We start from the raw sequence: 25,347 nt of genomic DNA, 5'->3' as shown, positions 1-25,347 counted from the left end.
GGAGAGGATGGGGAAACTATAGCAGAGGGGTGCCGCTGCACTGGCGCGCCGGGCCCCGCGTTGGCCGTGGGGATAAGGCTTCCGAACGCGGGCCCGAAGTGTGCCTGATCGCGAGCAGGCGTCTTTGTGGCAGACGAAAAAAAAGACCGTGCAACAAGTGCACGGTCTTTTTCTGAAAACTGGTCGGGGTGAGAGGATTCGAACCTCCGGCCTCTACGTCCCGAACGTAGCGCTCTACCAGGCTAAGCTACACCCCGTTTCAATCACCCTTCAAACTTGCTTCGTCTTAGTCTTATTAAGACTGGCGCGTCGTCGAGTAAGAACATAATTCTAGCAGGCTATCTTTGTAAATGGAAGGGGGGAATGACGAAATTGCTGCTGCGGCAGCCTGGGCTTCGGCCTTCGCGCATTGCAGCGTATGGTCGAGCGCGCCCGAACGCGTGATGGCCGCGAAAATTTCGTCGAAGCGCGTCGTGCCGCCTTGCTCGATTGCCTCGCGCGCGAGCGCCGCTTCAGCGGCCGTGCCGTGCTCGATCAACCAGATGAGCGGCAGCGTGGGCTTGCCTTCGCGCAGGTCGTCGCCAGCGTTCTTGCCCATCGATTCCGGAGTGCCGGTGTAGTCGAGCCAGTCGTCCATGATCTGGAACGCCGTGCCGATGCGCCGGCCATATTCGGCAGCGGCTTCTTCCGTGCGCGCATCCGTCCCCGAAAGCACCGCGCCCAGTTGCGCCGCGGCTTCGAAGAGCTTGGCGGTCTTGTAGCGGATCACTTGCATGTAGCGGCCGGTGTCGACGTCGGCGTCATGCATGTTCAGGAGCTGCAGCACCTCGCCTTCGGAGATAATCGTCGTGGCCGCCGAGAGGATCTCCATCACGCGCATTTTGCCCACGCCCACCATCATCTCGAACGAGCGCGAATACAGGTAGTCGCCCACCAGCACGCTGGCGGCGTTGCCGAACAGGGCGTTGGCCGTCTGGCGGCCGCGCCGCAGGTCGGATTCGTCGACGACGTCGTCGTGCAGCAACGTGGCCGTGTGGATGAACTCGACGACAGCCGCGAGCGTATGGCGATGGGCACCACGGTCACCGAGCGCGCCGGCCACGAGCAGCAGCAGGGCCGGACGCAGCCGCTTGCCTCCGGCACCGATGATGTACTCGGAGATCTGGTTGATCAGCATCACCTCGGACGCCAGACTCTGCCGGATGACACGGTTGACCTGCTCCATGTCACTGGCAACGGGCGCGAGCAGGGTGGCTGCGCTGGGGGAATGGGTGGCGGTGGACGACATGATGGCAAATAGAGGTAGTGCCGCGGATTATAAGGCGAATCGGCGCTGCGCCGGACGCTGCCCTGGCGTTTGGCCAGGGTTTCCTCGATGCTTCCCTCTATTCGATCCAGGTTCGGCCGCAGAGACGAGGTGTCAATACCTTTTGACCGTGCGGCTAACTCTATGTATAATCGAGAGTTTCTGGGCGCGCAGTGCGTCCGGGATTATTGAAGAGTGAGGTTCTCAATGTACGCGGTCATAAAAACCGGCGGCAAGCAGTACAAGGTTGCCGTTGGCGAAAAACTCAAAGTAGAACAGATACCGGCTGACATTGACGCAGAAATCACGCTCGACCAGGTTCTCGCAGTGGGCGAAGGCGAATCGATTCAGTTCGGTACGCCGCTGGTCAGTGGGGCTTCCGTCAAGGCCACCGTTGTGTCGCACGGTCGTCACGCCAAAGTGACCATCTTCAAGATGCGTCGCCGGAAGCACTACCAGAAGCATGGCGGCCACCGCCAGAACTACACCGAACTGCGCATCGACGCGATCAACGCGTAAGCGCACGCAGGTAAAGGAGCAAACAAATGGCACACAAAAAGGCAGGCGGGTCGTCACGTAACGGCCGCGACTCAGAGTCGAAACGACTTGGCGTCAAGGTGTACGGCGGCCAGGCAATCCTCGCCGGCGGCATCATCGTTCGCCAGCGCGGCACGCGCATGCACCCGGGCCTGAACGTCGGCATCGGCAAGGATCACACGCTCTTCGCGTTGGTCGACGGCCACGTCTCGTTCACGACCAAGGGCGCAATGAACAAGCACACGGTCAACGTCGTCCCGGCAGCGGCCTAAGTACTAGCCGCTCGCAATCGACGCAAGGAAGGCCCCGCGAAGTTTGCGGGGCTTTTTGTTTATGTGCTTGCCCGGGGGCGCGCTCGACCCGGTTCGGCCGGGTTGACCGGTCGCGCTGGCCGTTCGGCCAGGTTGGCCGGTGAGGCCGCCGCGGGCAAAATAACGACATTCACGGGACGGAGTAACTCATGAAGTTCATTGACGAAGCGAAGATCGAAGTCATCGCCGGCGATGGGGGCGATGGCAGCGCGTCGATGCGGCGCGAGAAGTTCGTCCCGTTTGGCGGGCCGGACGGCGGTGACGGCGGGCGAGGCGGCAGCGTCTATGCAATCGCTGACCGCAACATCAATACGCTGATCGACTACCGCTATACGAAAAAGCATCTGGCACGCAACGGCGAAAACGGCCGCGGCTCGGACTGTTATGGCAAGGGCGGCGACGACATCACGCTGCGCATGCCCATCGGCACGACTATCACCGACCTCGACACAGGCGAGCTGATCGCCGACTTGACCGAGCACGACCAGCGCGTGATCGTCGCAAAGGGCGGCGCGGGCGGCCTCGGCAACCTGCATTTCAAGTCGTCCACGAATCGCGCGCCGCGCCAGAAGACCGACGGCAAGCCCGGCGAGCGCCGCATGCTCAAGCTCGAGCTCAAAGTGCTGGCCGACGTAGGCCTGCTCGGCATGCCGAATGCGGGCAAGTCCACGTTCATTTCCTCGGTGTCCAACGCGAAGCCGAAGATCGCCGACTACCCGTTCACCACGCTCGCGCCGAATCTGGGTGTAGTGCGCGTGGGCCCAAGCAAGAGCTTCGTGATCGCCGACATTCCGGGCCTGATCGAAGGCGCCGCCGAGGGCGCGGGCCTTGGCCATCAGTTCCTGCGCCATCTGCAGCGCACCAATCTGCTGCTGCATCTTGTCGATCTCGCACCGTTCGACGAAACCGTCGACCCGGTTGCCGAGGCAAAGGCGATCGTCGAAGAGTTGCGCAAGTACGACGAACTGCTCTATGAGAAGCCGCGCTGGCTCGTGCTGAACAAGCTCGACATGGTGCCCGAGGAAGAGCGCGCGGCGCGCATCGCCGACTTCGTGAAGCGTTTCGAATGGGACGGCCCGGTTTTCGAAATTTCGGCGCTGACTGGGCAGGGTTGTGAGAATCTTTGCTATGCGGTGTATGACTACACCGCAGCGCATTCGGACGCGCGCCGCGCTGCCGAGGCCGAAGACCTCGCTTCCGACGTGCGCTTTCGCGAGGGTCGCCAGGGCGATCAGGGCGCAGCGCAGCCGCAGGAATAAACCGCCGTACCCGCCGGCGCGCAGGCCGCGCCGGCGGCTTCAAGATAACTTCGCGCATCATCAGTCATTTGGGGAGACAGCGCAGCATGCGTTCCGTCATCGCCGATTCCCGGCGTCTGGTAGTGAAAGTCGGTTCGAGCCTGGTCACGAACGATGGTCGTGGGCTCGATCACGCGGCCATCGGCCGCTGGGCCGAGCAAATCGCGGCGTTGCGCGAACAAGGCAAGGAAGTCGTGCTCGTGAGTTCCGGCTCGATCGCCGAAGGCATGCAGCGTCTTGGCTGGACGAAGCGTCCACGCGAAATTGACGAGTTGCAGGCCGCTGCCGCGGTCGGCCAAATGGGGCTCGTGCAAGTCTATGAGAGCCGTTTTGCCGAGCATGGTATCCGCACGGCGCAGATTCTGCTCACGCATGCCGACCTCGCGGACCGCGAACGCTATCTGAACGCGCGTTCCACACTGCTCACGTTGCTGCGCCTCGGCGTGGTGCCGATCATCAATGAGAACGACACCGTGGTCACCGACGAAATCAAGTTCGGCGACAACGACACGCTCGGCGCGCTGGTGGCGAACCTGATCGAAGGCGACGCGCTCATCATTCTCACCGACCAGAGCGGCCTCTATACCGCCGATCCGCGCAAGGATCCGTCCGCCACACTCGTGCAGGAAGCCGATGCGGGCAAGCCGGAGCTCGAGGCGATGGCTGGCGGCGCGGGTTCGAGCATCGGCCGCGGCGGCATGCTCACGAAGATTCTCGCGGCCAAGCGCGCGGCGAACAGCGGGGCGAACACCGTGATCGCGAGCGGGCGCGAGGCCGAAGTGCTGGTGCGGCTGGCCTCGGGCGAGGCGATCGGCACGCAACTCATCGCGCGCACCGCGCGCATGGCCGCGCGCAAGCAATGGATGGCCGATCATCTGCAGGTTCGCGGCCACGTGGTGATCGACGACGGCGCCGTGCAGAAGCTCAAGGCGGACGGCAAGAGTCTTTTGCCCATCGGCGTGGTTGGTGTGCAGGGCGCTTTCGCGCGCGGCGAAGTGATTGCCTGTCTGAATGGCGAGGGCCGGGAAGTCGCGCGCGGCCTCACCAATTACAGCAGCGCCGAAACAAAGCTCATCCAGCGGCATCCGAGCGGCGAGATCGAGAGCGTTCTCGGCTACATGCTCGAGCCGGAGCTCATTCATCGAGACAATCTCGTACTGATCTGAAGGCGCTTGCTCCAGTCCGATGGCTGGGGCGTGCTCGAGATGACAAAAAGCCGCAGCGGTCGTCAACCGTTGCGGCTTTTTTCATGTTCATGGCGAACGGAGGCCTGAGCGGCCCCGGTGTCAGCGCACGAGCGTCGACTGGGTGCGTCCGTAGCGAATGTTCTCGACGATCGTCGACGCCTTCCCGACCGGCATCTTGTTCGCGCAGAAGTAGTCCTGATAAAGCGCCGAGTGATAGGCGTTGAGCGTGCCATTCTCGATGCGCGACCAGTCGTTCGCCACGGTCTGGTCCCAGCCGTTGTGATCGGCGTCCAGGCTCGCGTAGAGGCGCCACTCGTAGGTATCGCAGCGGATCCCTTCGTAGTTGACGTTGCGTGCGCCAGTCGGGCTCGTGATGACGATGGTGTAGCGCACGACGCCGTCGGTGCCCACGGTGAGCGATGCCGGATCGATCGAGAACTTGAGCGGCGTATTGTTCGAGACGACGAAGCCGAGAAGCGGCGTGTTGGCCTGCGGCAGCGCCGGCAGTCCTTCGAGCTTGTTTTCCTGCCAATTGCCTTTGCGATCGAGCAGGTAGACGAAAGCGCTGTCGTCCTTGTTGGAGGGGGTAGAGCTGCCGCAGCCGGCCAGCAGGACGCTGCTTGCGGCCGCGGCGCACACCGCGGCAAGAGCCAATCGTTTCAAATTGATTTCCTTCGATGCACCGGCGCCGCGCGCAGGAATGCGCGGTGCCGGTGTTGCCAGTTCGGGCGTTGAGTACGACGTTGCGAGCGGGTCGTTTTACCTTTGCTCGCCCGGCGCAGGCTCGATCATACTCTCCGCCGTGCCGCAATCGCCTTCGAGCGCCGTGTGGCTGGCGGCGTCGGCCAGCGACGGCTCGAGTTGCACCGCTTCGGCGTGCGCGGACGTGACGATGCGCGGGTAGCGCACCTCGTGGCCGTGCACACCGCCGCCCCGCGCGGGGCGCGGCATGACCGGGCGCCGCAGGAAGCGCGATAGCTCGGTCAGGGCGAGCTGATAGACATCGCGCTTGAACTCGATGACCGCTTCGAGCGGCACCCAGTATTCGTTCCAGCGCCATGCGTCGAACTCGGGATGCTCCGTCGCCCGCAGGCAGATATCGCAATCGCGCCCGACCATGCGAAGCAAAAACCAGATCTGCTTTTGCCCTCGATAATGGCCGCGCACCTCGCGCTTGATGAACTTGTCCGGCACCTCATAACGCAGCCAGTCGCGTGTGCGACCGATAATTTTGACGTGCTCCGGATGCAGCCCGGTTTCTTCGTGCAACTCCCGATACATCGCCTGCATGGGGGTTTCACCATACTTGATGCCCCCTTGCGGAAACTGCCAGGAATGTTCGCGTAACCGTTTGCCCCAAAACACTTCGTTTCGTGCGTTCAAGAGGATGATGCCGACGTTCGGGCGAAACCCCTCACGATCCAGCATACAACCACCTTCGAATCCTTTAAAATTGCTTTGATTATAAACAGATAACGGCCCTTCCGCACCCGATGGCCATTCGCGCCCCAGAACATTGGATCGTTTCGCGAGGCGCGCGCAAACCGTGTTGGCCGCGAGCGCGTCCGGTGTCATCCGCGCGGCGCCCGCGGCCTTGTCATAATGTCGGGTCTGTGAACTCCACCGTTGGACTCTTTCGGGCGGCCTATCGTCGGGCCGCCGCCTTTGGAAAACTCTGAATGAAAGCCTCCCGTTTCTTTATCGGCACCCTGAAGGAAGCGCCGGCTGACGCCGAAGTTGTCAGCCACAAGTTGATGGTCCGCGCGGGCATGATTCGCCGCGTTGCGGGCGGCATCTACAACTACCTGCCGATCGGCCTGCGCTCGATTCGCAAGGTCGAGCAGATCGTGCGCGAGGAAATGAACCGCGCCGGCGCAATCGAGCTGCTCATGCCGGCCGTGCAGCCGGCCGAGCTCTGGCAGGAGTCGGGGCGCTGGGAGCAATACGGGCCGGAACTGCTGCGCTTCAAGGACCGCAAGCAAAGCGATTTCGTCATGGGGCCGACGCACGAGGAGGTCGTCACCGACATCGCGCGTGGCCAGATCAAGAGCTATCGCCAGTTGCCGGTGAACTTCTACCAGGTCCAGACCAAGTTCCGCGACGAAATCCGTCCCCGTTTCGGCGTGATGCGCGGCCGCGAGTTCATCATGAAGGACGCGTATTCGTTCGATAAGGACGTCGACGGCCTGAAGCTTTCGTATCAGAAGATGTATGACGCTTACGTGCGCATCTTCACGCGCCTGGGCCTGCATTTCCGCGCGGTCGCGGCCGACAACGGCTCGATCGGCGGCAGCGGCTCGCACGAATTCCACGTGATCGCGGAAACCGGCGAAGACGACATCGCATACTGCCCGACCTCCGAGTTCGCGGCCAACGTGGAAGCGGCAGAAGCGCTGCCGCTCGTCGCCACGCGCGGCGCGGCTACCGAGCCGCTCACGAAGACCCCGACGCCGGGCGCGGCGAAATGCGAGGCGGTTGCCGAGATGCTCGACATTCCGCTCGAACGCACCATCAAGTCGATCGTGCTCGCGACGGACAACGAAGGCGCCGAACCCACGATCTGGCTGCTGATGCTGCGCGGCGACCACTCGCTCAACGAGATCAAGGCGGGCAAGCTCGAAGGCCTCGCGGGCTTCCGCTTTGCGACCGAAGCCGAGATCGTCGAGTGGTTCGGCACGCCGCCGGGCTACCTCGGGCCGCTCAACACGAAGAAGCCCGTGAAGGTGGTCGCCGACCGGACGGTCGCGAACATGAGCGACTTCGTGGTGGGCACGAACGAAGTCGACTTCCACACCACGGGCGTGAACTGGGGCCGCGATTTGCCGGAGCCGGTCGTCGCCGATATCCGCAACGTGCAGAAGGGCGATCCCTCGCCGGACGGCAAGGGCGTGCTCGACATCTGCCGCGGCATCGAAGTGGGACACGTGTTCCAGCTCGGCACCAAGTACTCCGACGCAATGGGTGCGACCTGCCTCGCCGAAAACGGCAAGCCCGCACCGATGCAGATGGGCTGCTACGGCATCGGCATCACGCGTATTCTGGGCGCGGCGATCGAGCAGAACTTCGACGAGAAGGGCATCATCTGGCCGGAATCGATCGCGCCGTTCCAGGTCGTCGTATGCCCGATGGGCATGGACCGCAGCGAGCTCGTGCGCGAGCACGCCGAGCGCGTCTACGACGAACTGCTCAAGGCCGGCGTGGACGTGATCCTCGACGACCGTGGCGAGCGTCCGGGCGTGATGTTCGCCGACTGGGAGCTGATCGGCGTGCCGCATCGTCTCGTGATCGGCGAGCGTGGCCTGAAGGAAGGCAAGATCGAGTACCAGGGCCGCCGCGACACCGAAGCCACGTTGCTGCCGGCCGAAGAGGCCGCGCAGTCAGTGGTGCAGAAGATCCAGGCCGCACTCGCGGTTTGATGCGCCCCGGTCTGGCGCGACCCGATGTCGATGTCTATTGCTAACTGAGCCAAAGGAGCGTCGCGAGCGTGGAATACAGCTTCATGTCCGCGACGGTCCTGCTGCTGCTCATTACCGATCCGCTCGGCAACATCCCGCTTTTCATCGGGTGCCTGCATCACGTGGCGCGGGAGCGCCGGGCGATCGTGATCCTGCGCGAGGTGGCGATCGCGTTCGTAATCCTGCTCGTCTTCATGGTGGCCGGCAATGCCTTCCTGAGGATGATGGGGCTCACGGACACGTCGCTGCGCATCGGCGGCGGCATCGTCCTGTTTCTGATCGCGCTGCGCATGATTTTCCCGCATCCGGGCGGCCCGTTCGGCGGCAGCGACAAGGGCGGCGAGCCGCTCATCGTGCCGCTTGCGATTCCCGCGCTTGCGGGGCCTTCGGCGCTCGCCACGGTCATGCTGCTCACGTCGCAGGCGCCGGGCAAGCTGTTCGAGTGGATCGGCGCGCTGGTCGTGACGATGGCGATCTGCGCGATCGTGCTGCTGCTCGCGGAGCGTATTCAGCAATGGCTCGGCGAACGCGTGGTGACGGCTTTCGAGCGGCTGATGGGCCTCGTGCTCGTGGCGATTTCGGTGGAGATGATTCTCGCGGGGATCAGCACGTTCGTGCATCACCTTTGACGCGGTTACCTGGTCGTTGATCGCGCCGAAGAGCAAAAAAGCAGCCCGTGGGCTGCTTTTTTCATGGTGCTGGCCTCATGCGCACCAGCAAGCCGATGTCGCGTTTCAAGCGCCTTCGGTCAGCGCGCGGATGGTCGGCAGATTGCGCCAGTAGCCCTTCGCGTCCATGCCGCAGCCGAACACATAGCGGTCCGGCACCGAAAAGCCGCAGTAATCCGGATGCAGCGGCTTGGCCTTCGAGAGAATTTTTTCGCACAGCACAGCCGAGAGAAAACGCTTCGCGCCCATGTCCATGATGCGGTCGCGGATCGCGGCCATCGTCTCGCCTTCGTCGAGGATGTCGTCCAGCACGAGCACGACGCGGTCCTTCACCGACTCGCGCGGCGCCACGCGCCACTGCATTTCCGCGCTGCCCTTGATGGCGTTGCGGTAGCGCGTGAGGTGGATGTAGTCGAATTCGAGCGGGAAGTCGAGGCGCGGCAACAGCATGCCGGTGAACACGGCAGCGCCGCCCATCACCGACAGCACGAGCGGAAAGTCCTCGCTGACCTCGGCGCGGATGGCGTCGGCCATCCGGCCGATCGACGCATTGACTTCGCCTTCCGTAACGATTTCTTCGGAGTGGCGGAAAATGTGGAGGGCTTCTTCGCGATTCATGACTGTGGTGAGGCTCTAGTTGTAGCTATTGTCCATCAACGCATGCCGGGCATCATGCCCTTCATGCCGCGCATCATTTTCTGCAGATTGCCGCCCTTGAGCTTCTTCATCATGGTGCGCATCTGGTCGTATTGGTTCAGCAGGCGGTTGACCTCCTGGACCTGCACGCCCGCGCCGGCCGCGATGCGGCGCTTGCGCGTGGCCTTGATGAGTTCGGGCTTGGCGCGCTCGGCGGCGGTCATCGAGTTGATGATGCCTTCCATGCGGCGCATCTGCTTCTCGGCCTGGCCCATGTCGGCGCCCGAGGCGGCCTGCTGGAACTGCGCGGGCAGCTTGTCCATGAGCGACGAGAGGCCGCCCATCTTCTTCATCTGCGAGAGCTGCGCGCGGAAGTCGTTGAGGTCGAAGTCGCCGCCTTTCTTGACCTTGTCGGCGAGCTTCTGTGCGGCTTGAACATCGACGCCGCGCTGCGCTTCCTCGACGAGCGCGAGAATGTCGCCCATGCCGAGGATCCGGTTCGCCATGCGCTCCGGGTAGAACACTTCGAGGCCGTCGAGCTTTTCCGCGACGCCGACGAACTTGATCGGCTTGCCCGTGATGTGGCGCACGGAAAGCGCCGCGCCGCCGCGCGAGTCGCCGTCGAGCTTGGTGAGCACGACGCCGGTGAGCGGCAGGGCGTCGTTGAACGCCTTCGCGGTGTTGACCGCATCCTGGCCGAGCATCGCGTCGACCACGAAGAGCGTTTCAGCCGGCTTGAGCGAGGCGTGCAGCGCGGCGATCTCGTTCATCATCGCCTCGTCGATGCCGAGGCGGCCGGCCGTGTCGACGAGCAGCACGTCGTGATAGTGGCGCTTGGCCCAGTCGACGGCCGCATTGGCGATGTCGACCGGCTTTTGATCGGGCTGCGAAGGGAAGAAGTCGGCGCCGACCTGTTCCGTCACCGTCTTCAACTGCGCGATGGCGGCAGGACGGTAGACGTCGCAAGAAACGGTGAGGACCTTCTTCTTGTACTTCTCGCGCAGGAGCTTGGCAAGCTTGCCGACCGTGGTGGTCTTGCCGGCGCCTTGCAGACCCGCCATCAGGATGACCGCGGGCGGCGTGACGGCGAGATCGAGCTCGGCGGCCTTGCCTTCGTAATCGCCGCCGATCACGGCGGTCAGCTCGCGCTGCACCACGCCGACGAGCGCCTGGCCCGGCGAGAGGCTGGCGAGCACTTCCTCGCCGAGCGCCTTCTCCTTCACCTTGGCGATGAATGCGCGCACGACGGGCAGCGCCACGTCCGCTTCCAGCAGCGCGAGGCGTACTTCGCGCAGCATTTCCTGCGTGTTGGCCTCGGTCAGCCGGGCCTCGCCGCGCAGCGTCTTGACGACGTGCGCCATCCGTTGAGTGAGATTGTCGAGCATGGGGAGCGGTGAGCAGTGCGGCCCGGCGCACGCGCGCGAAAGCGGGAATCGATGGCGATTCGTCGCGATCCGTCGCGGAGAGGGGGCCTATAGTAAACTTCGAACATGGATATTGTACTGTATGCCCTCACCGTGCTCCTGTACGGCGGTTTGTGTGCCGCCGACTGGCGGGCATTGCGCCGCGCGAGCACCGCGCCGCTCTTCGGCAGCGTGCCGCCGGTGGCGGTTGCCGCCGGCGCGCCGGGTGTTGCCGGTGCTTCGAGCGTCTCCTCGGGGAGTTCGGGCGCTTCGCACGATGGTGCGCCGCGCGCGCGCAGTTTCGGCCCGCTTTCTCGCGCGCTGCTTTTCGTGGCGCTCGCGGCACATGGCGTACTGCTGCACATGACGATCTTCCCTGCCCATGAAATGGTGTTCGGCTTCGCGTTCGCGTTGTCGGCCATGTTCTGGCTCGGCGCGGGGATCTACTGGATCGAGAGCTTTTTCTTCGCACTCGACGGGCTGCGCTTGCTGCTGCTGCCGCTGGCCGCCGTGGCGGCGATTCTGCCGCTCGTGTTCGGCGGCGTGCGCGTGCTGCCTTACGCGGCTGCGCCCATGTTCAAGCTGCACTTCGTCATCGCCAATGTCGCCTACGGACTCTTCGCGATTGCCGCGCTGCACGCAGTGCTGATGCTCGCGGTCGAGCGCCGTCTGCACGCGCTCAAGGGTGCGGGTTTCCAGCGCAACGGCGGCAATCGCGCTGGTCATCGCGCAGGTAACCGCAGCGCCGGATGGCTCTCGAACTGGATCGAGACGCTGCCGCCGCTCCTCACGATGGAGAAACTGCTGTTCCGTCTGATCGGCGCGGGTTTCGTGCTGCTCACGGCCACGCTGGTCTCGGGCATCGTGTTCAGCGAGCAACTGTTCGATCGTCCGCTTTCACTCGACCATAAGACGGTGTTCGCGATTCTCTCGTGGCTGATGTTCGGCTCGCTGCTCACCGCGCGCAAGATTTCCGGCTGGCGCGGCCGCGCCGCGCTGCGCTGGGTGATCGCGTCGTTCGTCGCGCTCCTGCTCGCCTATGTGGGTAGCCGCTTCGTGTTCGAGGTGCTGCTGCATCGTCCCATCGTCTGACGCGAGGCTCAGTGCTTCGCTACTGGCGTACATCACACGCTGATTCCATGAGACAGATTCTTCTTCTTATCCTGCTGTTCATCGTTGGGCAGTGGTTCTTCAAGTCGCTGCGCAATTCGCAGCATTCGCGTCCAGGCGCCGATCCGCGACAGGGCGGGGCAGGCGGTGCTTGGCGCGCGGGCAATGGCAACGGCGCTGCTGGCGGTCCTTTCGGTGCGAATGGCGCGGGCGCTGGCAACGCGTCCGGCAATCGCACTGGCAACGGCGCGTTGCCCGAGCCGATGGTCCGCTGCGCGGAGTGCGGCGTTCATGCGCCGCGCAGCGAGTCGGTGAGCGTGGGCGCGCAAACCTTCTGCTGCGCCGAGCATGCGCGTGCGTACGACGCGCGCAAGACCCGTCAGAATCGTCCCGCGCGATGAGCGCGACCCCGTCGTCCGCGGAGCCCGGGTTCGCCGTCGATGCGCAGGGCTGGGTTGCCGGCGCGCGCCGTCTGCCGACGTTCAACTTCGAGGCGCGTCCTGCGGGTGCGGTCCCCACGTTGATCGTGGTGCACAACATCAGCTTGCCGCCCGACACCTTTGGCGGCCCGGAGATCGCGGACCTGTTCCTCAATCGTCTCGATTGCGATGCGCATCCGTATTTCGATGCACATCTGCGCGGCGTGCGTGTTTCCGCGCACTTCGTGATTCATCGCGACGGCATGCTCGAGCAATTCGTCTCGTGCGCCGAACGCGCATGGCACGCGGGGCTGTCCAGCTTCCTCGGACGCGAGCGTTGCAATGACTTCTCGATCGGCATCGAACTCGAGGGCAGCGATACGCGTGCGTTCGAGCCCGCGCAATATGCGACGCTCGCGCCGCTCGTCAGGGCACTGGCGGCTCACTATCCAATCGATGCGCTAGCGGGACATTCTGATATTGCGCCGGGCCGGAAAACGGATCCCGGCCCGCATTTCGACTGGGCGCGCTTGCAGCGCGAGACGCAACTCGACGACACCTTCTTCCCCTATATCCACCCGCGCGCAGAGAGCGACCAACACGACGCGTCGTCGTGACCCACCCGGGGCACAACGTTAGACCCGCGACCTGCACACAAAACAGGCATTCGGCAGGCGCGCAGCGAGGGTGTACGCGCGCTGCTCGAAGACCACTTGCCGGTGCGCCCGGCGGTAACGCCCGCGCTGTCTGGGCTGGCGTCTTGTCAAGATGGGACCATTAAAAAAAGGCGTTTGACCCGTCTGGAACTTCTACTATACTTCGTACCCGAAGCACGGCTTTACACCATATGTTGTGTTTTTCTGCGGCGCCCCGCTCTGACGAGCATGGCGCCGCACGCATTAGCGGCGTACGAAAAATTGTGCGGTGCAACTGGTGCAAGAAGCCGGCAGCACCGCCTGCAATCGAGAGTAAAGGTACAGCCAATGATCGCGACATACACGATGAAGACCGAAGCAATCCGTGACTCATCTGCCTTGCCGCATCCGGCAGCCTCGCCAGGCTGGCTTTTCTTCTCCGCCCAATCGACTGCGCACACGGGGGCGCGGCGTCCGATTTAACTCGCGAAAACCCTTCGCTCAATTCCAGGACCAGGAGCTTTGCACATGCAAACGACCGATAACGTCTCGACCCAGTACGAAGGCGCGCCTGCTGCGCGCACGCTGGGTGGCCAGCCGCAGGACGGCCAGGCCGGCGCGACGCAGTTCGCCGACCATAAGGTGATCCGCCGTAACGGCAGCGTGGTGGGCTTCGAGCCGTCGAAGATCGCCCTCGCGATGACCAAGGCATTCCTGGCCGTCAATGGCGGGCAGGGCGCTGCTTCGGCGCGCGTTCGCGAACTCGTCGAGCAGCTCACGCAGAACGTCGTGCGCGCACTTGTGCGCAGCCGTCCGAATGGCGGCACGTTCCACATCGAAGACATCCAGGACCAGGTCGAGCTCGCGCTCATGCGCGGCGGCGAGCACAACGTCGCGCGCGCCTACGTGCTGTATCGCGAGAAGCGCAACCAGGAGCGCGCGCATGCGCCGGAAGCGGCAGCCGCAGCGCCTGGCATCAACGTCACCGACAACGGCGTGACGCGTCCGCTTGACATGCACGCGCTGCGCGCGCTGATCGTCTCGGCTTGCGACGGTCTCGGTGATGCAGTGAACGCCGACCCGATCGTCGCGGAAACGGTGAAGAACCTGTACGACGGGGTGCCGATGTCGCAGGTCTACGACTCGGCGATTCTCGCTGCGCGCACGATGATCGAAAAGGATCCGGCGTATAGCCAGGTCACCTCGCGCATTCTGCTGCACACGATCCGTCGCGAAATTCTCGAAGAGGAAGTCACGCAAGCCGACATGGGCTGGCGTTACGCGGAGTATTTCCCGCAGTTCATCAAGCGCGGCGTCGAAGCTGGCCTGCTCGACGACAAGCTCCAGCAGTTCGACCTGAAGCGTCTGGGCAATGCGCTCGACGCGAGCCGCGACCTGCAGTTCGGCTACCTCGGCCTGCAGACGCTGTACGACCGCTACTTCCTGCACGTGCACGGCACGCGCATCGAAATGCCGCAGGCATTCTTCATGCGTGTCGCGATGGGCCTCTCGCTCAACGAGATCGACCGCGAAGCGCGCGCGATCGAGTTCTACAACGTGCTCTCGTCGTTCGACTTCATGTCGTCCACGCCCACGCTGTTCAACTCGGGCACGCACCGCTCGCAACTCTCGTCGTGCTACCTCACGACGGTCGCCGACGACCTCGACGGCATCTATGAAGCGCTCAAGGACAACGCGCTGCTCTCGAAGTTTGCCGGCGGCCTCGGCAACGACTGGACGCGCGTGCGCGCGCTCGGCTCGCACATCAAGGGCACCAACGGCAAGTCGCAAGGCGTCGTGCCGTTCCTGAAGGTCGTGAACGACACCGCCGTGGCCGTGAACCAGGGCGGCAAGCGCAAGGGCGCGGTGTGCGCGTACCTGGAATCGTGGCACCTCGACATCGAAGAGTTCCTCGAGCTGCGCAAGAACACCGGCGACGACCGCCGCCGCACCCACGACATGAACACGGCGAACTGGATTCCCGACCTGTTCATGAAGCGCGTGATGGAAGGCGGCGAGTGGACGCTGTTCTCGCCCTCGACCTGCCCGGACCTGCACGACAAGTTCGGCATCGAGTTCGAGCAGGCTTACACGGCTTACGAAGAGAAGGTCGCGCGCGGCGAGATCAAGCTGTTCAAGAAGATCCCGGCAGCGCAAATGTGGCGCAAGATGCTCGGCATGCTGTTCGAAACGGGCCATCCGTGGATCACGTTCAAGGATCCGTGCAACATCCGTTCGCCGCAGCAGCACGTGGGCGTCGTCCACTCGTCGAACCTGTGCACGGAAATCACGCTGAACACCAGCGACAGCGAAATCGCCGTGTGCAACCTGGGCTCGGTGAACCTCGTCGCGCACATGGTCGAACAGGCCGACGGCACGTTCGCGCTCGACCACGACAAGCTCAAGCGCACCATCAGCGTGGCGATGCGCATGCTCGACAACGTCATCGACATCAACTACTACGCGGTGTCGAAGGCGCGTAACTCGAACCTGAAGCACCGTCCGGTGGGTATGGGCATCATGGGCTTCCAGGACTGCCTGCACGTGCTGCGCACGCCGTTTGCTTCGCAAGAGGCCGTGGAGTTCGCCGACCGCTCGATGGAAGCCGTCTGCTACTACGCGTACTGGGCGTCGACGGAGCTGGCAGCCGAGCGCGGCCGCTACTCGACGTATCGCGGCTCGCTGTGGGATCGTGGCATCCTCCCGCAGGACACGCTCAAGCTGCTCGCCGAGCAGCGCGGCGGCTACGTCGAAGTCGACTCGAGCGAGTCGATGGACTGGGCCTCGCTGCGCGAGCGCATCGCGACGCACGGCATGCGCAACTCGAACTGCATCGCGATCGCACCTACGGCCACCATCTCGAACATCATCGGCGTGTCGCCGTGCATCGAGCCGACGTTCCAGAACCTCTACGTGAAGTCGAACCTCTCGGGCGAATTCACCGTGGTGAACGACTACCTCGTGCGCGACCTGAAGGCACGCGGCCTGTGGGACGAAGTCATGGTCGCCGACCTGAAGTACTTCGACGGCATGCTCTCGCGCATCGACCGCATCCCGGCCGACCTGCGCGCGGTGTACGCGACGGCGTTCGAAGTCGACCCGACGTGGCTCGTCGAAGCGGCTTCGCGTCGCCAGAAGTGGATTGACCAGGCGCAGTCGCTGAACATCTTCATGGCGGGTGCATCGGGCAAGAAGCTCGACGAGATCTACAAGCTCGCCTGGATCCGCGGCCTGAAGACCACGTACTACCTGCGCACGATGGCGGCCACGCACGTCGAGAAGTCGACGGTCGCGCACGGCGCGCTCAACGCAGTGCCGACCGGCGGCAACGGCGGCGGTGCGGGTAGCTCAGGCGGCGCTGGCTTCGGCGCGGCAGGCGGTGCTGGCAACGGCACGGGCTCGAGCGTGATGCAGGCGGCTGCGGCAGCAGAGGCGGCACCCGAAGCGGAAGGTCCGGTGTGCATGATGCGCCCGGGCGATCCCGGCTTTGAAGAGTGCGAGGCTTGCCAATAAAGCGGCAGCGCGCGATGCAACGTCGCGCACATGCAGCAGGGCCGCAAGCACGGCAGCATCAGTAGTCGGTAGTAAACAGTAGGTAGTCGATGTAACGGTCAGCGCGCGCAATGTGCGCTGACCGACTCTCCTGGCGACGCGCGGCACGCGCGTTGCGAAGCGCGAAGCTGACGCAAACGCGGGATGCAACGAGATGCACATGCGAGAAGCAAGAAGCGCTAACAGGAAGGAATCCCTGGAGTTTCGCGCGCGAGCGAACGGCGCGCTGCGAACCGACTTTCACACACGCTCGCGATGTCGCGAAGACCCACGATCAGCCTCGCATGGACATGATCGTCGCGACGAACACGCGATGCTTGAGCGCCGTTCATGCGATGCGAACGACACGATGCAATAACAAAGTGTTGTATCGAGGTCGCAACGCGAATCGAAAACAGGATTTTTCGTGTGCGAACCCTTTTATCGCGCATGAAAAGATGGTACAAACCGATCTAAATTGATGGTGACATTTATGCTCAACTGGGATGACGAGATCACGGCCGTAACTCCGTCGAGCGGTGCGCAGCAAAACGCAATGCGCAACCTCGCGGGAGTGGCTGTCTCTGTTCCGGATGCACAGATTGCGCAGCTCAATCTGCATTCCACTCCTCAGTCCTCTTCGGCGCACAACATCTTCGCCGCCGACTTCGCAGTCGCACCGCCGCCGCAAGCACCGGTCTCGGCAGAAGCCCGCGTGAATGTCGCCGACAAGCGCATCATCAACGGCCAGACCGACGTGAACCAGTTGGTCCCGTTCAAGTACAAGTGGGCCTGGGAGAAGTACCTGTCCGGCTGCGCGAACCACTGGATGCCGCAGGAAATCAACATGTCGCGCGACATCGCCCTGTGGAAAGACCCGAATGGTCTGACCGAGGACGAGCGCCGCATCGTCAAGCGTAACCTCGGCTTCTTTGTGACCGCCGACTCCCTCGCCGCCAATAACATCGTGCTCGGCACCTACCGGCACATCACGGCGCCCGAATGCCGCCAGTTCCTGCTGCGGCAGGCGTTCGAAGAGGCGATCCATACGCACGCGTACCAGTACATCGTCGAGTCGCTGGGCCTGGACGAAGGCGAGATCTTCAACGCGTACCACGAGGTCAAGTCGATCCGCGACAAGGACGAGTTCCTGATCCCGTTCATTCATACGCTCACGGATCCGTCGTTCAAGACCGGCACGCTCGAAGCGGACCAGAAGCTGCTCAAGTCGCTGATTGTGTTCGCCTGCATCATGGAAGGCCTGTTTTTCTATGTAGGCTTCACGCAGATTCTCGCGCTCGGTCGCCAGAACAAGATGACCGGTGCTGCAGAGCAGTATCAGTACATCCTGCGCGACGAGTCGATGCACTGCAACTTCGGTATCGATCTGATCAACCAGATCAAGCTCGAGAATCCGCAGCTGTGGACTCCGGCGTTCCGCGCGGAGATTACCGAGTTGTTCAAGCATGCGGTCGACCTCGAGTACCGTTACGCGGAAGACACCATGCCGCGCGGCGTGCTGGGCCTGAACGCATCGATGTTCAAGAGCTATCTGCGCTTCATCTGCAATCGCCGTTGCCAGCAGATCGGTCTCGATACGCTGTTCCCGAACGAAGAGAACCCGTTCCCGTGGATGAGCGAGATGATCGACTTGAAGAAGGAACGCAACTTCTTCGAGACGCGTGTGATCGAATATCAGACCGGCGGTGCGCTGTCCTGGGAATAACCCGGGCGCACCCGGAGCCAAGTCTTTTGGGGTTGCCGCCAGGCGCCATATGAGCGCCTCGGCCGGCGGATGATTAGGAGCAGGAACGCCTGATGCAAAGCGTGCCCGGAGCCTTGGCGGCTCACCGATATGACCGGCACTTTGCGAACCCTTCAGTGGGATGGGCAAACTTCCCCCCGGAAAAGGGCGTGGGTCGTATGACCTGCGCTTTCAACGAACGTTGGCCGGCGTCGGTATCCGACGCCGGATCGATCTGGCGCGCGGTGCCTCATGGCACGGTGCGCCTTACCGCATTCATTAGCGTAAGCGCGCGGGATCAGCGTACGCCGATGAATAGCCCGCTTCGTAGTGTGCGCCGTGAGAAGCGTTCGCGGGAAGCGGGTTTTGACGAAGGGTGTAGTTTGAACTGACTCTCATCTGAACCTGAAGGAGAAAAAAATGGCAACTGCCAAGAAAAAGCCGGCGGCCAAGAAAGCCGCAGTGAAGAAGGTTGCAGCGAAGAAGGCAGCGCCGGCCAAGAAGGCCGCAGCGAAGAAAGTCGCGGTGAAGAAGGTTGCAGCTAAGAAAGTCGCAGTGAAGAAGGTCGCAGCGAAGAAGGCCGCACCGGCGAAGAAGGCTGCAGCGAAGAAAGTCGCGGTGAAGAAGGTTGCGGCGAAGAAGGCAGCACCGGCGAAAAAGGCCGCTGCAAAGAAGGTTGCAGCGAAGAAAGTCGCCGTGAAGAAGGTTGCAGCGAAGAAGGCAGCACCCGCGAAGAAGGCCGCAGCGAAGAAAGTCGCGGTGAAGAAGGTTGCTGCCAAGAAGGCGCCTGCGAAGAAGGCTGCTGCCAAGAAGGCCGCGCCTGCGAAGAAGGCTGCTGCCAAGAAGGCTGCGCCTGCGAAGAAGGCCGCTGCCAAGAAGGCTGCACCTGCGAAGAAGGCCGCCGCGAAGAAGGCAGCCAAGAAGGCACCTGCGAAGGCGGCCGCTGCTGCACCTGCTGCCCCTGCTGCGCAACCGGCTGCGCCCGCAGCAACGGTCAAGACTGCCCTGAACCCGGCCGCAGCATGGCCGTTCCCGACCGGCAGCCGTCCGTAAGTAGTACGAGCCGAAGCGCACGAGAGTCAGTCAATACGCGCGCTTCGGTGGCAGGGCCGGGCGCTGTGTCTGCGGATGCATCTGCGCAGGCGCAAATGCCGGGCCCGCTCCCAGTCCCGTCGTCGGTTTGTCCGCGACGGGATTTTTTTCGTCCATGGCTTTTGTTCACTCGCCGCGTCAAGGCGCGCTGAGTGCCGGCAACGCCGTTTGGCGCGGGCATGAAAAAAGGCGCATGCACAGGGGAGCACATGCGCCTGAGGTTCCGCAGGAAGGCGCAAGACGCCGCTGCGGTACAGGGGAAACCGGTTAATCAGTGCGTCACGCGCGTGACGCCTCCGCTCGAGACCAGGCGCACCCGCTCGCCAGCTTGAAAGACCTCGCCGGTGGCGGCCTGGGTGATGGCGCGATAGTCGCCGTTATCGAGGCGCACCGTGATCTCGAGGCCGTTGTGCATCGCAACGCCGTTCTCGACGGCGTTGCCGGCCACTGCACCCGCGATGCCTCCGATGATGCCCGTGATGATCGAGCCTGTGCCACCGCCAATCTGGCTGCCCGCCACGGCGCCAAGCGCGCCGCCGCCCACTGCGCCGATTCCGCTCGGCTGGCCGTTGTTGGAACTGATCTTCACCGCGCGCACGCTTTCGACCGTGGCCATGCGCACCGTGGCTTCGCGTTGCGCCTGGGAGGCGGTGTAGACATCAGCGGAACTGCTGTTATAAGCACAGCCCGACAGGGCGAGCGAGCCCGCAATCATGACGGCGACGATCACACGACTTGTTGTTTTCATTTCCCGTAACTCCAAAGAGCGCCGCCGGTGACGAAGGAGGCGGCGCCCGGATTCAGAGCGGCAGTTCGTAGTCGAACGCCGCCTTGAACCGTTCCTTGATTTGCGCCCGCGAGGGCGCGTAGTTCTGCGGTCCGAGATGCTCGATTTTCAGCGCGCCCATGAGGCTGGCAAGACGTCCCGTGGTGGCCCAGCCGAGGTTGTTCTGGATGCCGTAGAGCAGACCGCCGCGGAAGGCGTCGCCGCAACCCGTGGGGTCGAGCACTCGTTCGGCACGCACCGATGGAATTTCTTCGATGCCGCCGCCGTGGTAGATCTGCGAACCGTGCTCGCCGCGCGTGACGATGAGTGCATCGACATGGCTCGCGATCTCTTCGAGCGACCAGCCAGTGCGATGACTGACCAAATTCGCTTCGTAGTCGTTGACCGTCACATAGGTCGCAAGTTCAATAGCGCGTCGAAGCGACGCACCGTCGAAGAGCGGTAGTCCTTGACCCGGATCGAAGACAAATGGAATGCCCGCATGCGCGAACTGCTCCACGTGCTGGACCATGCCGTCGAAGCCGTCCGGCGCGACGATGCCGAGCTTGATCCCAGGCGCTTCGTCGGCGCGGTTCAGGTGCGATTGCATCATCGCGCCCGGGTGGAAGGCCGTGATCTGGTTGTTCTCGAGATCGGTCGTGATCATCGCCTGTGCCGACCACGTGTCGGGCAGCACGCGCACGTGCGCTTTCGAGAGGCCGAGCGTGTCGAGGCGTTCGAGATAAGGTTGCGCATCGGCGCCACCGAGCGTCGCCATGATGCGCGCGTCGCCGCCAAGCAGATGCAGCGAGTAAGCGATATTGCCCGCGCAGCCGCCGAATTCGCGGCGCATCGTCGGCACGAGAAAGCTCACGTTCAGAATGTGCACCTGCTCAGGCAGGATGTGTTCCCGAAAGCGGCCTTCGAAAGTCATGATGTTGTCGTAGGCGAGCGAGCCGCAGATCAGCGTAGCCAAGGCAGGGATTCCTGTAATGCGTTGGGTGGAGACGGCGGCGCGCCGTGAGCGGTATTGAGCCGGCATGGTGCCGGGGCGGTGTCCAGCTCGCGCGCGCCGCGAGGGGTATTACTTCAGTGCAGCAAGTGCGGCGTCGTAGTTCGGCTCGTTCTTGATTTCGCTGACGCGCTCTGCGTAGACGACGTTGTCGTTCGCGTCGATGACCACCACGGCGCGCGCCGTGAGGCCCGTCAGCGGGCCGCTCGTGACGTCCACGCCGTAGGCTTGCGCGAACTCGTGGCCGCGGAAGGTCGATGCCGTGACGACATTTTCGATGCCTTCGGTCGTGCAAAAGCGCGCAGCGGCGAACGGCAGATCCGCCGAGATCACGACGACGGCCGTGTTGTCGAGCTTGGCTGCGGCTTCGTTGAACTTGCGCGTGGAGGTGGCGCAAACCGGCGTGTCGAGGCTCGGCACGATGTTCAGCACCTTGCGCTTGCCGGCGAAATCAGCGAGCGAGACGGCATTGAGGTCGCGGCCGACGAGCGAGAATGCAGGGGCCTTCTGGCCGGCCGTCGGGAATGTGCCGGCGACGTCGATCGGGTTACCGCCTAGCGTGACTTGACTCATGATGTGTTCTCCGAATGTAGTGCTGTAGTGGTGAAGAGCGCGCCCGGCGTGGCCGGGCGCAGGAAACGCGCGCCGGCGCGAAAGTGAGCGCCGGCGCGGAATTCAGGGGTAGAAGATTTCGATGCGGAAGTTCGACGCCACGACGTTGCCGGTGTCGAGCCGCACGATCATCGTCTGCGTGCTGTGCGGGGCCATGCCGGCCTCGATGCGCGTGCCGGGCGGCGCGTAGTCCTGCGGCCACAGCACGCGGCGCAGAACGATGTTGTTCTGGCGGTCGAGCAACGTGAGCTCCATGGCCGGCCAGGCGAGCGCCACGTCGAAGCGGTTGTGCAGCGGAACCTTCAGCTCCAGGTGATGCGGATCGTCTACCTGGCGCAGATCGGATGGCCGGACCTGCAGGCCGTCGATGTCGCGCGGTGGCCGCAGCTTGCATCCGAGCTCTGCGCAGGCCTGTTGATAGTACGGCTGCGACGCGGGCCAGTAGACCATGACGGTTTCGCGCATCCACCACGCGAGCTGCGCGGCGAGCGTCGCGAGCAGCGCGAGGGCGATCAATACGCCCACGATGCGCCAGCCCGTATGGCGTTTCACACGAACGGGCGCTTCCCGCGTGACCGCGAAGGGTTCGCCGCTGGGGTTGGGTTCGAGCGCAGTGAACGCGGGGGTAGCCGACGAACCAGCCGGCGCGCGCCGCAGCACGGGCTCGGGGTCGGCATGGCGGCTGTGAATGGCGTCATTCGCCGAAAGGGTCGGCTCGACGGGACCGGATGCAGCGGGTTGTCGGCCATGCGTTGCGCCATGCCCGGCGCCAGGCGAAAGCGTGGGCTCGGCGTCGCGGGCGATGCGCATTTCGACATCGCGTGCCGGGGCCAGGCCTGCACGCGGCAGGTGGCTGCCGTTGTATTGCAGGCTAGGGTCGAGATTGCTGTCCGCGCGCGGCGCCCATGGATCCCAGCCACGGCCCGAGAAGTTTGGCGCTCGAGGCGAGGTGGATTCCCCGGACGGGGCCGCTGGCTCGCCTTGCGGCGGCCGATCGGGAGTTTGCGCGACTTGAGCAGCCGCGGCCTGCTGGGCGGATGGTGCGGCGAGGCTAGCGGCGATATCGGCCGCGACAGGCGTGGCCTGGGCGAAATCGCCGCTTTCGGGCAGCTCGTACAGGCTACCCGACGCATCGAACGCTTCCTGACAATGCCCGCAGCGCACGAGACCGCGACGCGCGGCGAGGTGTGCGGGCTGGATACGGAAGACGGTTTCGCAGAAGGGACAGCGCGTTGCCAGAAGCATGTGTGCCGTGGAACCGGAGGGTTGGCGATACTCGCATTCTACTGGCAATCCACGGCGGCCTACGACTTCGCGCCTTGCTCGTGGGGCGCGAACAGGTTTTACGCGCGTCGCGTGCCGGCGAGGCAGACCCAGCCTTCGTGCTCGCGCCAGACCGAGATGTCGATCCAGCGTGCGTAGACTTGCGCCACTTCGTCGGCCTGACGCGCGAGGATGCCGGAGAGCGCAAGCCGTCCGCCCGGCTTCACGCGCGACGACAGCATCGACGCCATCAGCTTGAGCGGATTCGAAAGAATGTTGGCGACCACGATGTCGAACTCGCCCGCCGGGCAGTCGTCGGGCAGGCCGTAGGTGACGTCGGCGCGATTGCGCTCGCTGTTCTGGCGTGCCGATTCGACCGCCTGCGGGTCGATGTCGATGCCGATCACGGGGTTCGCGCCGCACTTCTTCGCGAGGATCGCGAGGATGCCCGAGCCGCAGCCGTAGTCGAGCAGCGAATTGCCGGGCTGCACGTGCTGCTCGAGCCACTCCATGCACAGCCGCGTGGTGGGATGGCTGCCGGTGCCGAACGCGAGGCCCGGATCGAGCTCGAGCACGAGCGCGTCAGGGTCGGGGGCGTCGTGCCACGAGGGCACGACCCAGATGCGCTGGCCGATCTGGATCGGATCGAACTGCGATTGGGTGAGCCGCACCCAGTCCTGCTCCTCGACTTCGCGCAGCGAGAACCTCGGCGTTTCAGCGAGACCGACCTCGTTCGCGGCAGCCACGAGCAGCACGGCGGGATCCTGATCGTTGCCGATCAGCGCGATAACGCGCGAATGCTGCCAAGCGGTGCGCTCGGGCGTGAGGCCCGGCTCGCCGAAGAGCGGCTGCTCGTCGGGCGTGTCGGCGTCGGCGTCTTCCACCGACACCGAGAGGGCGCCAAGCTCGATCAGCGCGTCGGAGAGTTCTTCCGCGCGATTGCGATCCAGCTCGACGATCAGTTCCCGGTAGCTCATGAATTACGCTTCGTCCTTCTTCACAGCCTGACGTTCGGCCAGACGGCTTTCGAGGTAGTGAATGCTCGTGCCGCCTTCGACGAACTTCGCGTCGAGCATGAGCTCGCGGTGCAGCGGAATGTTGGTCAGGATGCCTTCGACCACCATTTCCGAGAGCGCGATGCGCATGCGCTGAATGGCTTGCTCGCGCGTGGTGCCGTAGGTGATCAGCTTGCCGATCATCGAATCATAGTTCGGCGGCACGAAATAACCATTGTAGGCGTGGGAATCCACGCGCACGCCCGGACCACCCGGCATGTGCCACGACGTGAGGCGTCCCGGCGAAGGCGTGAACTTGAACGGATCCTCCGCGTTGATACGGCACTCGATCGCGTGGCCCTTCAACTGGATGTCACGCTGGCGGAACGAGAGCTTTTCGCCCGCGGCGATGCGGATCTGCTCCTGCACGATGTCGATGCCGGTGATCAGCTCCGTGACCGGGTGCTCGACCTGCACGCGCGTGTTCATCTCGATGAAGTAGAACTCGCCGTTTTCGTAGAGGAATTCGAACGTGCCCGCGCCGAGGTAGCCCATCTTCTTGCAGGCGTCGGCGCAACGGTCGCCGATGCGATCGAGCAGGCGGCGCGCGATGCCCGGCGCCGGCGCTTCCTCGATCACCTTCTGGTGGCGGCGCTGCATCGAGCAGTCGCGCTCGCCGAGCCACACGGCGTTCTTGAACGAATCGGCAAGCACCTGAATCTCGATGTGACGCGGATTCTCGAGGTACTTCTCCATGTAGACCTGCGGGTTGCCGAACGCACGGCCCGCTTCCTCGCGGGTCATGTTGACCGCGTTCACGAGCGCCGCTTCGGTGTGCACCACGCGCATGCCGCGCCCGCCGCCGCCGCCCGCCGCCTTGATGATGACGGGGTAGCCGATCGCGCGCGCGATCTTCACGATTTCCTTCGGATCTTCGGGCAGCGCGCCTTCCGAGCCCGGCACGCACGGCACGCCGGTCTTGATCATGGTCTGCTTGGCCGTGACCTTGTCGCCCATCATGCGGATCGTTTCCGGGCGCGGGCCGATGAACGTGAAGCCAGATTGCTCGACACGCTCGGCGAAGTCCGCGTTCTCGGAGAGGAAGCCGTAGCCGGGGTGGATTGCTTCGGCGTCGGTGACTTCGGCCGCGCTGATGAGCGCCGGCATGTTCAGATAGCTCAGGTTCGAAGGCGCCGGGCCGATGCAGACCGCCTCGTCGGCGAGCTTCACGTACTTGGCTTCCTTGTCGGCTTCCGAATAGACAACGACCGTCTTGACGCCGAGCTCGCGGCACGCGCGCTGGATGCGCAGCGCGATTTCGCCACGGTTGGCAATGAGGATTTTTTCAAACATGGTGGGTATTCGCC

General features: G+C 63.8%; 24 protein-coding genes and 1 tRNA gene. 13 read left to right on the top strand and 12 right to left on the bottom strand.

All coding sequences use genetic code 11. The annotated features are described in order from the left end of the window. Positions 1 to 180: 180 nt before the first annotated feature. Both P5W99_RS12935 and P5W99_RS12930 read right to left on the bottom strand, forming a co-directional pair. Positions 181 to 257 (bottom strand) — tRNA-Pro (locus P5W99_RS12935). A gap of 38 nt (positions 258 to 295) precedes the next feature. Then, complete coding sequence (locus tag P5W99_RS12930; RefSeq protein ID WP_421024798.1) at positions 296 to 1,288, bottom strand: polyprenyl synthetase family protein; 993 nt, start codon at positions 1,286 to 1,288, stop codon at positions 296 to 298. A gap of 225 nt (positions 1,289 to 1,513) precedes the next feature. On the opposite strand from P5W99_RS12930, the gene rplU reads away from it, so the two are divergent. From rplU to proB, 4 genes are all read left to right on the top strand, one after another. Continuing rightward, on the top strand, positions 1,514 to 1,825 hold the full coding sequence (gene rplU, locus P5W99_RS12925; protein WP_004194344.1) for a 50S ribosomal protein L21: 312 nt from the start codon (positions 1,514 to 1,516) through the stop codon (positions 1,823 to 1,825). Positions 1,826 to 1,851: 26 nt separating this feature from the next. After that, the gene (gene rpmA / locus P5W99_RS12920; protein ID WP_035532959.1) at positions 1,852 to 2,115 is read left to right on the top strand and encodes a 50S ribosomal protein L27; all 264 of its coding nucleotides are present in this window, start codon (positions 1,852 to 1,854) and stop codon (positions 2,113 to 2,115) included. A gap of 188 nt (positions 2,116 to 2,303) precedes the next feature. Then, positions 2,304 to 3,413 (top strand): Obg family GTPase CgtA, encoded by a 1,110-nt coding sequence (cgtA, locus tag P5W99_RS12915; RefSeq protein ID WP_421024797.1) that lies wholly within the window; start codon positions 2,304 to 2,306, stop codon positions 3,411 to 3,413. 86 nt (positions 3,414 to 3,499) lie between these two features. After that, complete coding sequence (gene proB / locus P5W99_RS12910) at positions 3,500 to 4,618, top strand: glutamate 5-kinase (RefSeq protein WP_421024796.1); 1,119 nt, start codon at positions 3,500 to 3,502, stop codon at positions 4,616 to 4,618. Between the two features lie 120 nt (positions 4,619 to 4,738). On the opposite strand, the gene P5W99_RS12905 is transcribed toward proB, so the two are convergent. Both P5W99_RS12905 and P5W99_RS12900 read right to left on the bottom strand, forming a co-directional pair. Next, positions 4,739 to 5,302, bottom strand: a complete 564-nt coding sequence (locus P5W99_RS12905) for a CNP1-like family protein (protein WP_421024795.1) — start codon at positions 5,300 to 5,302, stop codon at positions 4,739 to 4,741. Between the two features lie 96 nt (positions 5,303 to 5,398). Next, complete coding sequence (locus P5W99_RS12900) at positions 5,399 to 6,067, bottom strand: RNA pyrophosphohydrolase (RefSeq protein WP_434662594.1); 669 nt, start codon at positions 6,065 to 6,067, stop codon at positions 5,399 to 5,401. Between the two features lie 251 nt (positions 6,068 to 6,318). Between P5W99_RS12900 and P5W99_RS12895 the strand changes: the two genes are divergently transcribed. Together P5W99_RS12895 and P5W99_RS12890 are read left to right on the top strand one after the other, a co-directional pair. Next, positions 6,319 to 8,055, top strand: a complete 1,737-nt coding sequence (locus P5W99_RS12895) for a proline--tRNA ligase (RefSeq protein WP_421024794.1) — start codon at positions 6,319 to 6,321, stop codon at positions 8,053 to 8,055. 68 nt (positions 8,056 to 8,123) lie between these two features. Continuing rightward, entirely contained in the window at positions 8,124 to 8,723 is a 600-nt protein-coding gene (locus tag P5W99_RS12890; protein ID WP_035532969.1) for a MarC family protein, read from the top strand. Between the two features lie 105 nt (positions 8,724 to 8,828). Here P5W99_RS12890 and P5W99_RS12885 read toward each other — a convergent pair whose 3' ends face one another. Next, positions 8,829 to 9,380 carry a hypoxanthine-guanine phosphoribosyltransferase gene (locus P5W99_RS12885; protein ID WP_421024793.1) on the bottom strand — a complete coding sequence of 184 codons (552 nt, stop codon included), beginning with the start codon at positions 9,378 to 9,380 and terminating at the stop codon, positions 8,829 to 8,831. A gap of 35 nt (positions 9,381 to 9,415) precedes the next feature. Further along, complete coding sequence (ffh, locus tag P5W99_RS12880; RefSeq protein ID WP_434661017.1) at positions 9,416 to 10,783, bottom strand: signal recognition particle protein; 1,368 nt, start codon at positions 10,781 to 10,783, stop codon at positions 9,416 to 9,418. A gap of 105 nt (positions 10,784 to 10,888) precedes the next feature. On the opposite strand from ffh, the gene P5W99_RS12875 reads away from it, so the two are divergent. The 7 genes from P5W99_RS12875 (at position 10,889) to P5W99_RS12845 (ending at position 19,293) form a co-directional block, all read left to right on the top strand. Further along, entirely contained in the window at positions 10,889 to 11,893 is a 1,005-nt protein-coding gene (locus P5W99_RS12875; protein WP_421024791.1) for a cytochrome C assembly family protein, read from the top strand. A gap of 47 nt (positions 11,894 to 11,940) precedes the next feature. Then, entirely contained in the window at positions 11,941 to 12,312 is a 372-nt protein-coding gene (locus P5W99_RS12870; protein WP_421024790.1) for a PP0621 family protein, read from the top strand. Beyond that, positions 12,309 to 12,947 (top strand): 1,6-anhydro-N-acetylmuramyl-L-alanine amidase AmpD, encoded by a 639-nt coding sequence (ampD, locus tag P5W99_RS12865; RefSeq protein WP_421024789.1) that lies wholly within the window; start codon positions 12,309 to 12,311, stop codon positions 12,945 to 12,947. Before P5W99_RS12870 ends, ampD begins: the two co-directional genes overlap by 4 nt. A 546-nt stretch (positions 12,948 to 13,493) precedes the next feature. Then, positions 13,494 to 16,478, top strand: coding sequence for a ribonucleoside-diphosphate reductase subunit alpha (locus tag P5W99_RS12860; RefSeq protein WP_421024788.1), 2,985 nt, complete (start codon positions 13,494 to 13,496; stop codon positions 16,476 to 16,478). 511 nt (positions 16,479 to 16,989) lie between these two features. Further along, complete coding sequence (locus tag P5W99_RS12855; protein ID WP_421024787.1) at positions 16,990 to 18,222, top strand: ribonucleotide-diphosphate reductase subunit beta; 1,233 nt, start codon at positions 16,990 to 16,992, stop codon at positions 18,220 to 18,222. 92 nt (positions 18,223 to 18,314) lie between these two features. Next, positions 18,315 to 18,632, top strand: coding sequence for a hypothetical protein (locus P5W99_RS12850; protein ID WP_421024786.1), 318 nt, complete (start codon positions 18,315 to 18,317; stop codon positions 18,630 to 18,632). A 28-nt stretch (positions 18,633 to 18,660) separates the two neighbouring features. Further along, positions 18,661 to 19,293, top strand: coding sequence for a histone H1-like DNA-binding protein (locus P5W99_RS12845; RefSeq protein WP_129562856.1), 633 nt, complete (start codon positions 18,661 to 18,663; stop codon positions 19,291 to 19,293). Between the two features lie 310 nt (positions 19,294 to 19,603). On the opposite strand, the gene P5W99_RS12840 is transcribed toward P5W99_RS12845, so the two are convergent. From P5W99_RS12840 to accC, 6 genes are all read right to left on the bottom strand, one after another. After that, positions 19,604 to 20,080, bottom strand: coding sequence for a glycine zipper 2TM domain-containing protein (locus P5W99_RS12840; RefSeq protein ID WP_421024785.1), 477 nt, complete (start codon positions 20,078 to 20,080; stop codon positions 19,604 to 19,606). Between the two features lie 52 nt (positions 20,081 to 20,132). Further along, positions 20,133 to 21,074: a carbohydrate kinase family protein gene (locus P5W99_RS12835; RefSeq protein ID WP_421024784.1), complete on the bottom strand. Its 942-nt coding sequence runs from the start codon at positions 21,072 to 21,074 to the stop codon at positions 20,133 to 20,135. A gap of 108 nt (positions 21,075 to 21,182) precedes the next feature. Further along, positions 21,183 to 21,683 carry a thiol peroxidase gene (tpx, locus tag P5W99_RS12830; protein ID WP_129562853.1) on the bottom strand — a complete coding sequence of 167 codons (501 nt, stop codon included), beginning with the start codon at positions 21,681 to 21,683 and terminating at the stop codon, positions 21,183 to 21,185. 102 nt (positions 21,684 to 21,785) lie between these two features. Continuing rightward, entirely contained in the window at positions 21,786 to 22,967 is a 1,182-nt protein-coding gene (locus P5W99_RS12825) for a zinc-ribbon and DUF3426 domain-containing protein (protein ID WP_421024783.1), read from the bottom strand. A 98-nt stretch (positions 22,968 to 23,065) separates the two neighbouring features. Beyond that, entirely contained in the window at positions 23,066 to 23,962 is an 897-nt protein-coding gene (prmA, locus tag P5W99_RS12820; protein ID WP_434661012.1) for a 50S ribosomal protein L11 methyltransferase, read from the bottom strand. Between the two features lie 3 nt (positions 23,963 to 23,965). Then, positions 23,966 to 25,333, bottom strand: a complete 1,368-nt coding sequence (accC, locus tag P5W99_RS12815; protein WP_421024781.1) for an acetyl-CoA carboxylase biotin carboxylase subunit — start codon at positions 25,331 to 25,333, stop codon at positions 23,966 to 23,968. Positions 25,334 to 25,347 lie beyond the last annotated feature (14 nt).

This window comes from Paraburkholderia sp. A3BS-1L (assembly GCF_051125215.1).
Lineage (GTDB): Bacteria > Pseudomonadota > Gammaproteobacteria > Burkholderiales > Burkholderiaceae > Paraburkholderia.
The sequence above is the reverse complement of the archived record's forward strand: the minus strand, read 5'-3'. Positions and strand labels throughout refer to the sequence as shown.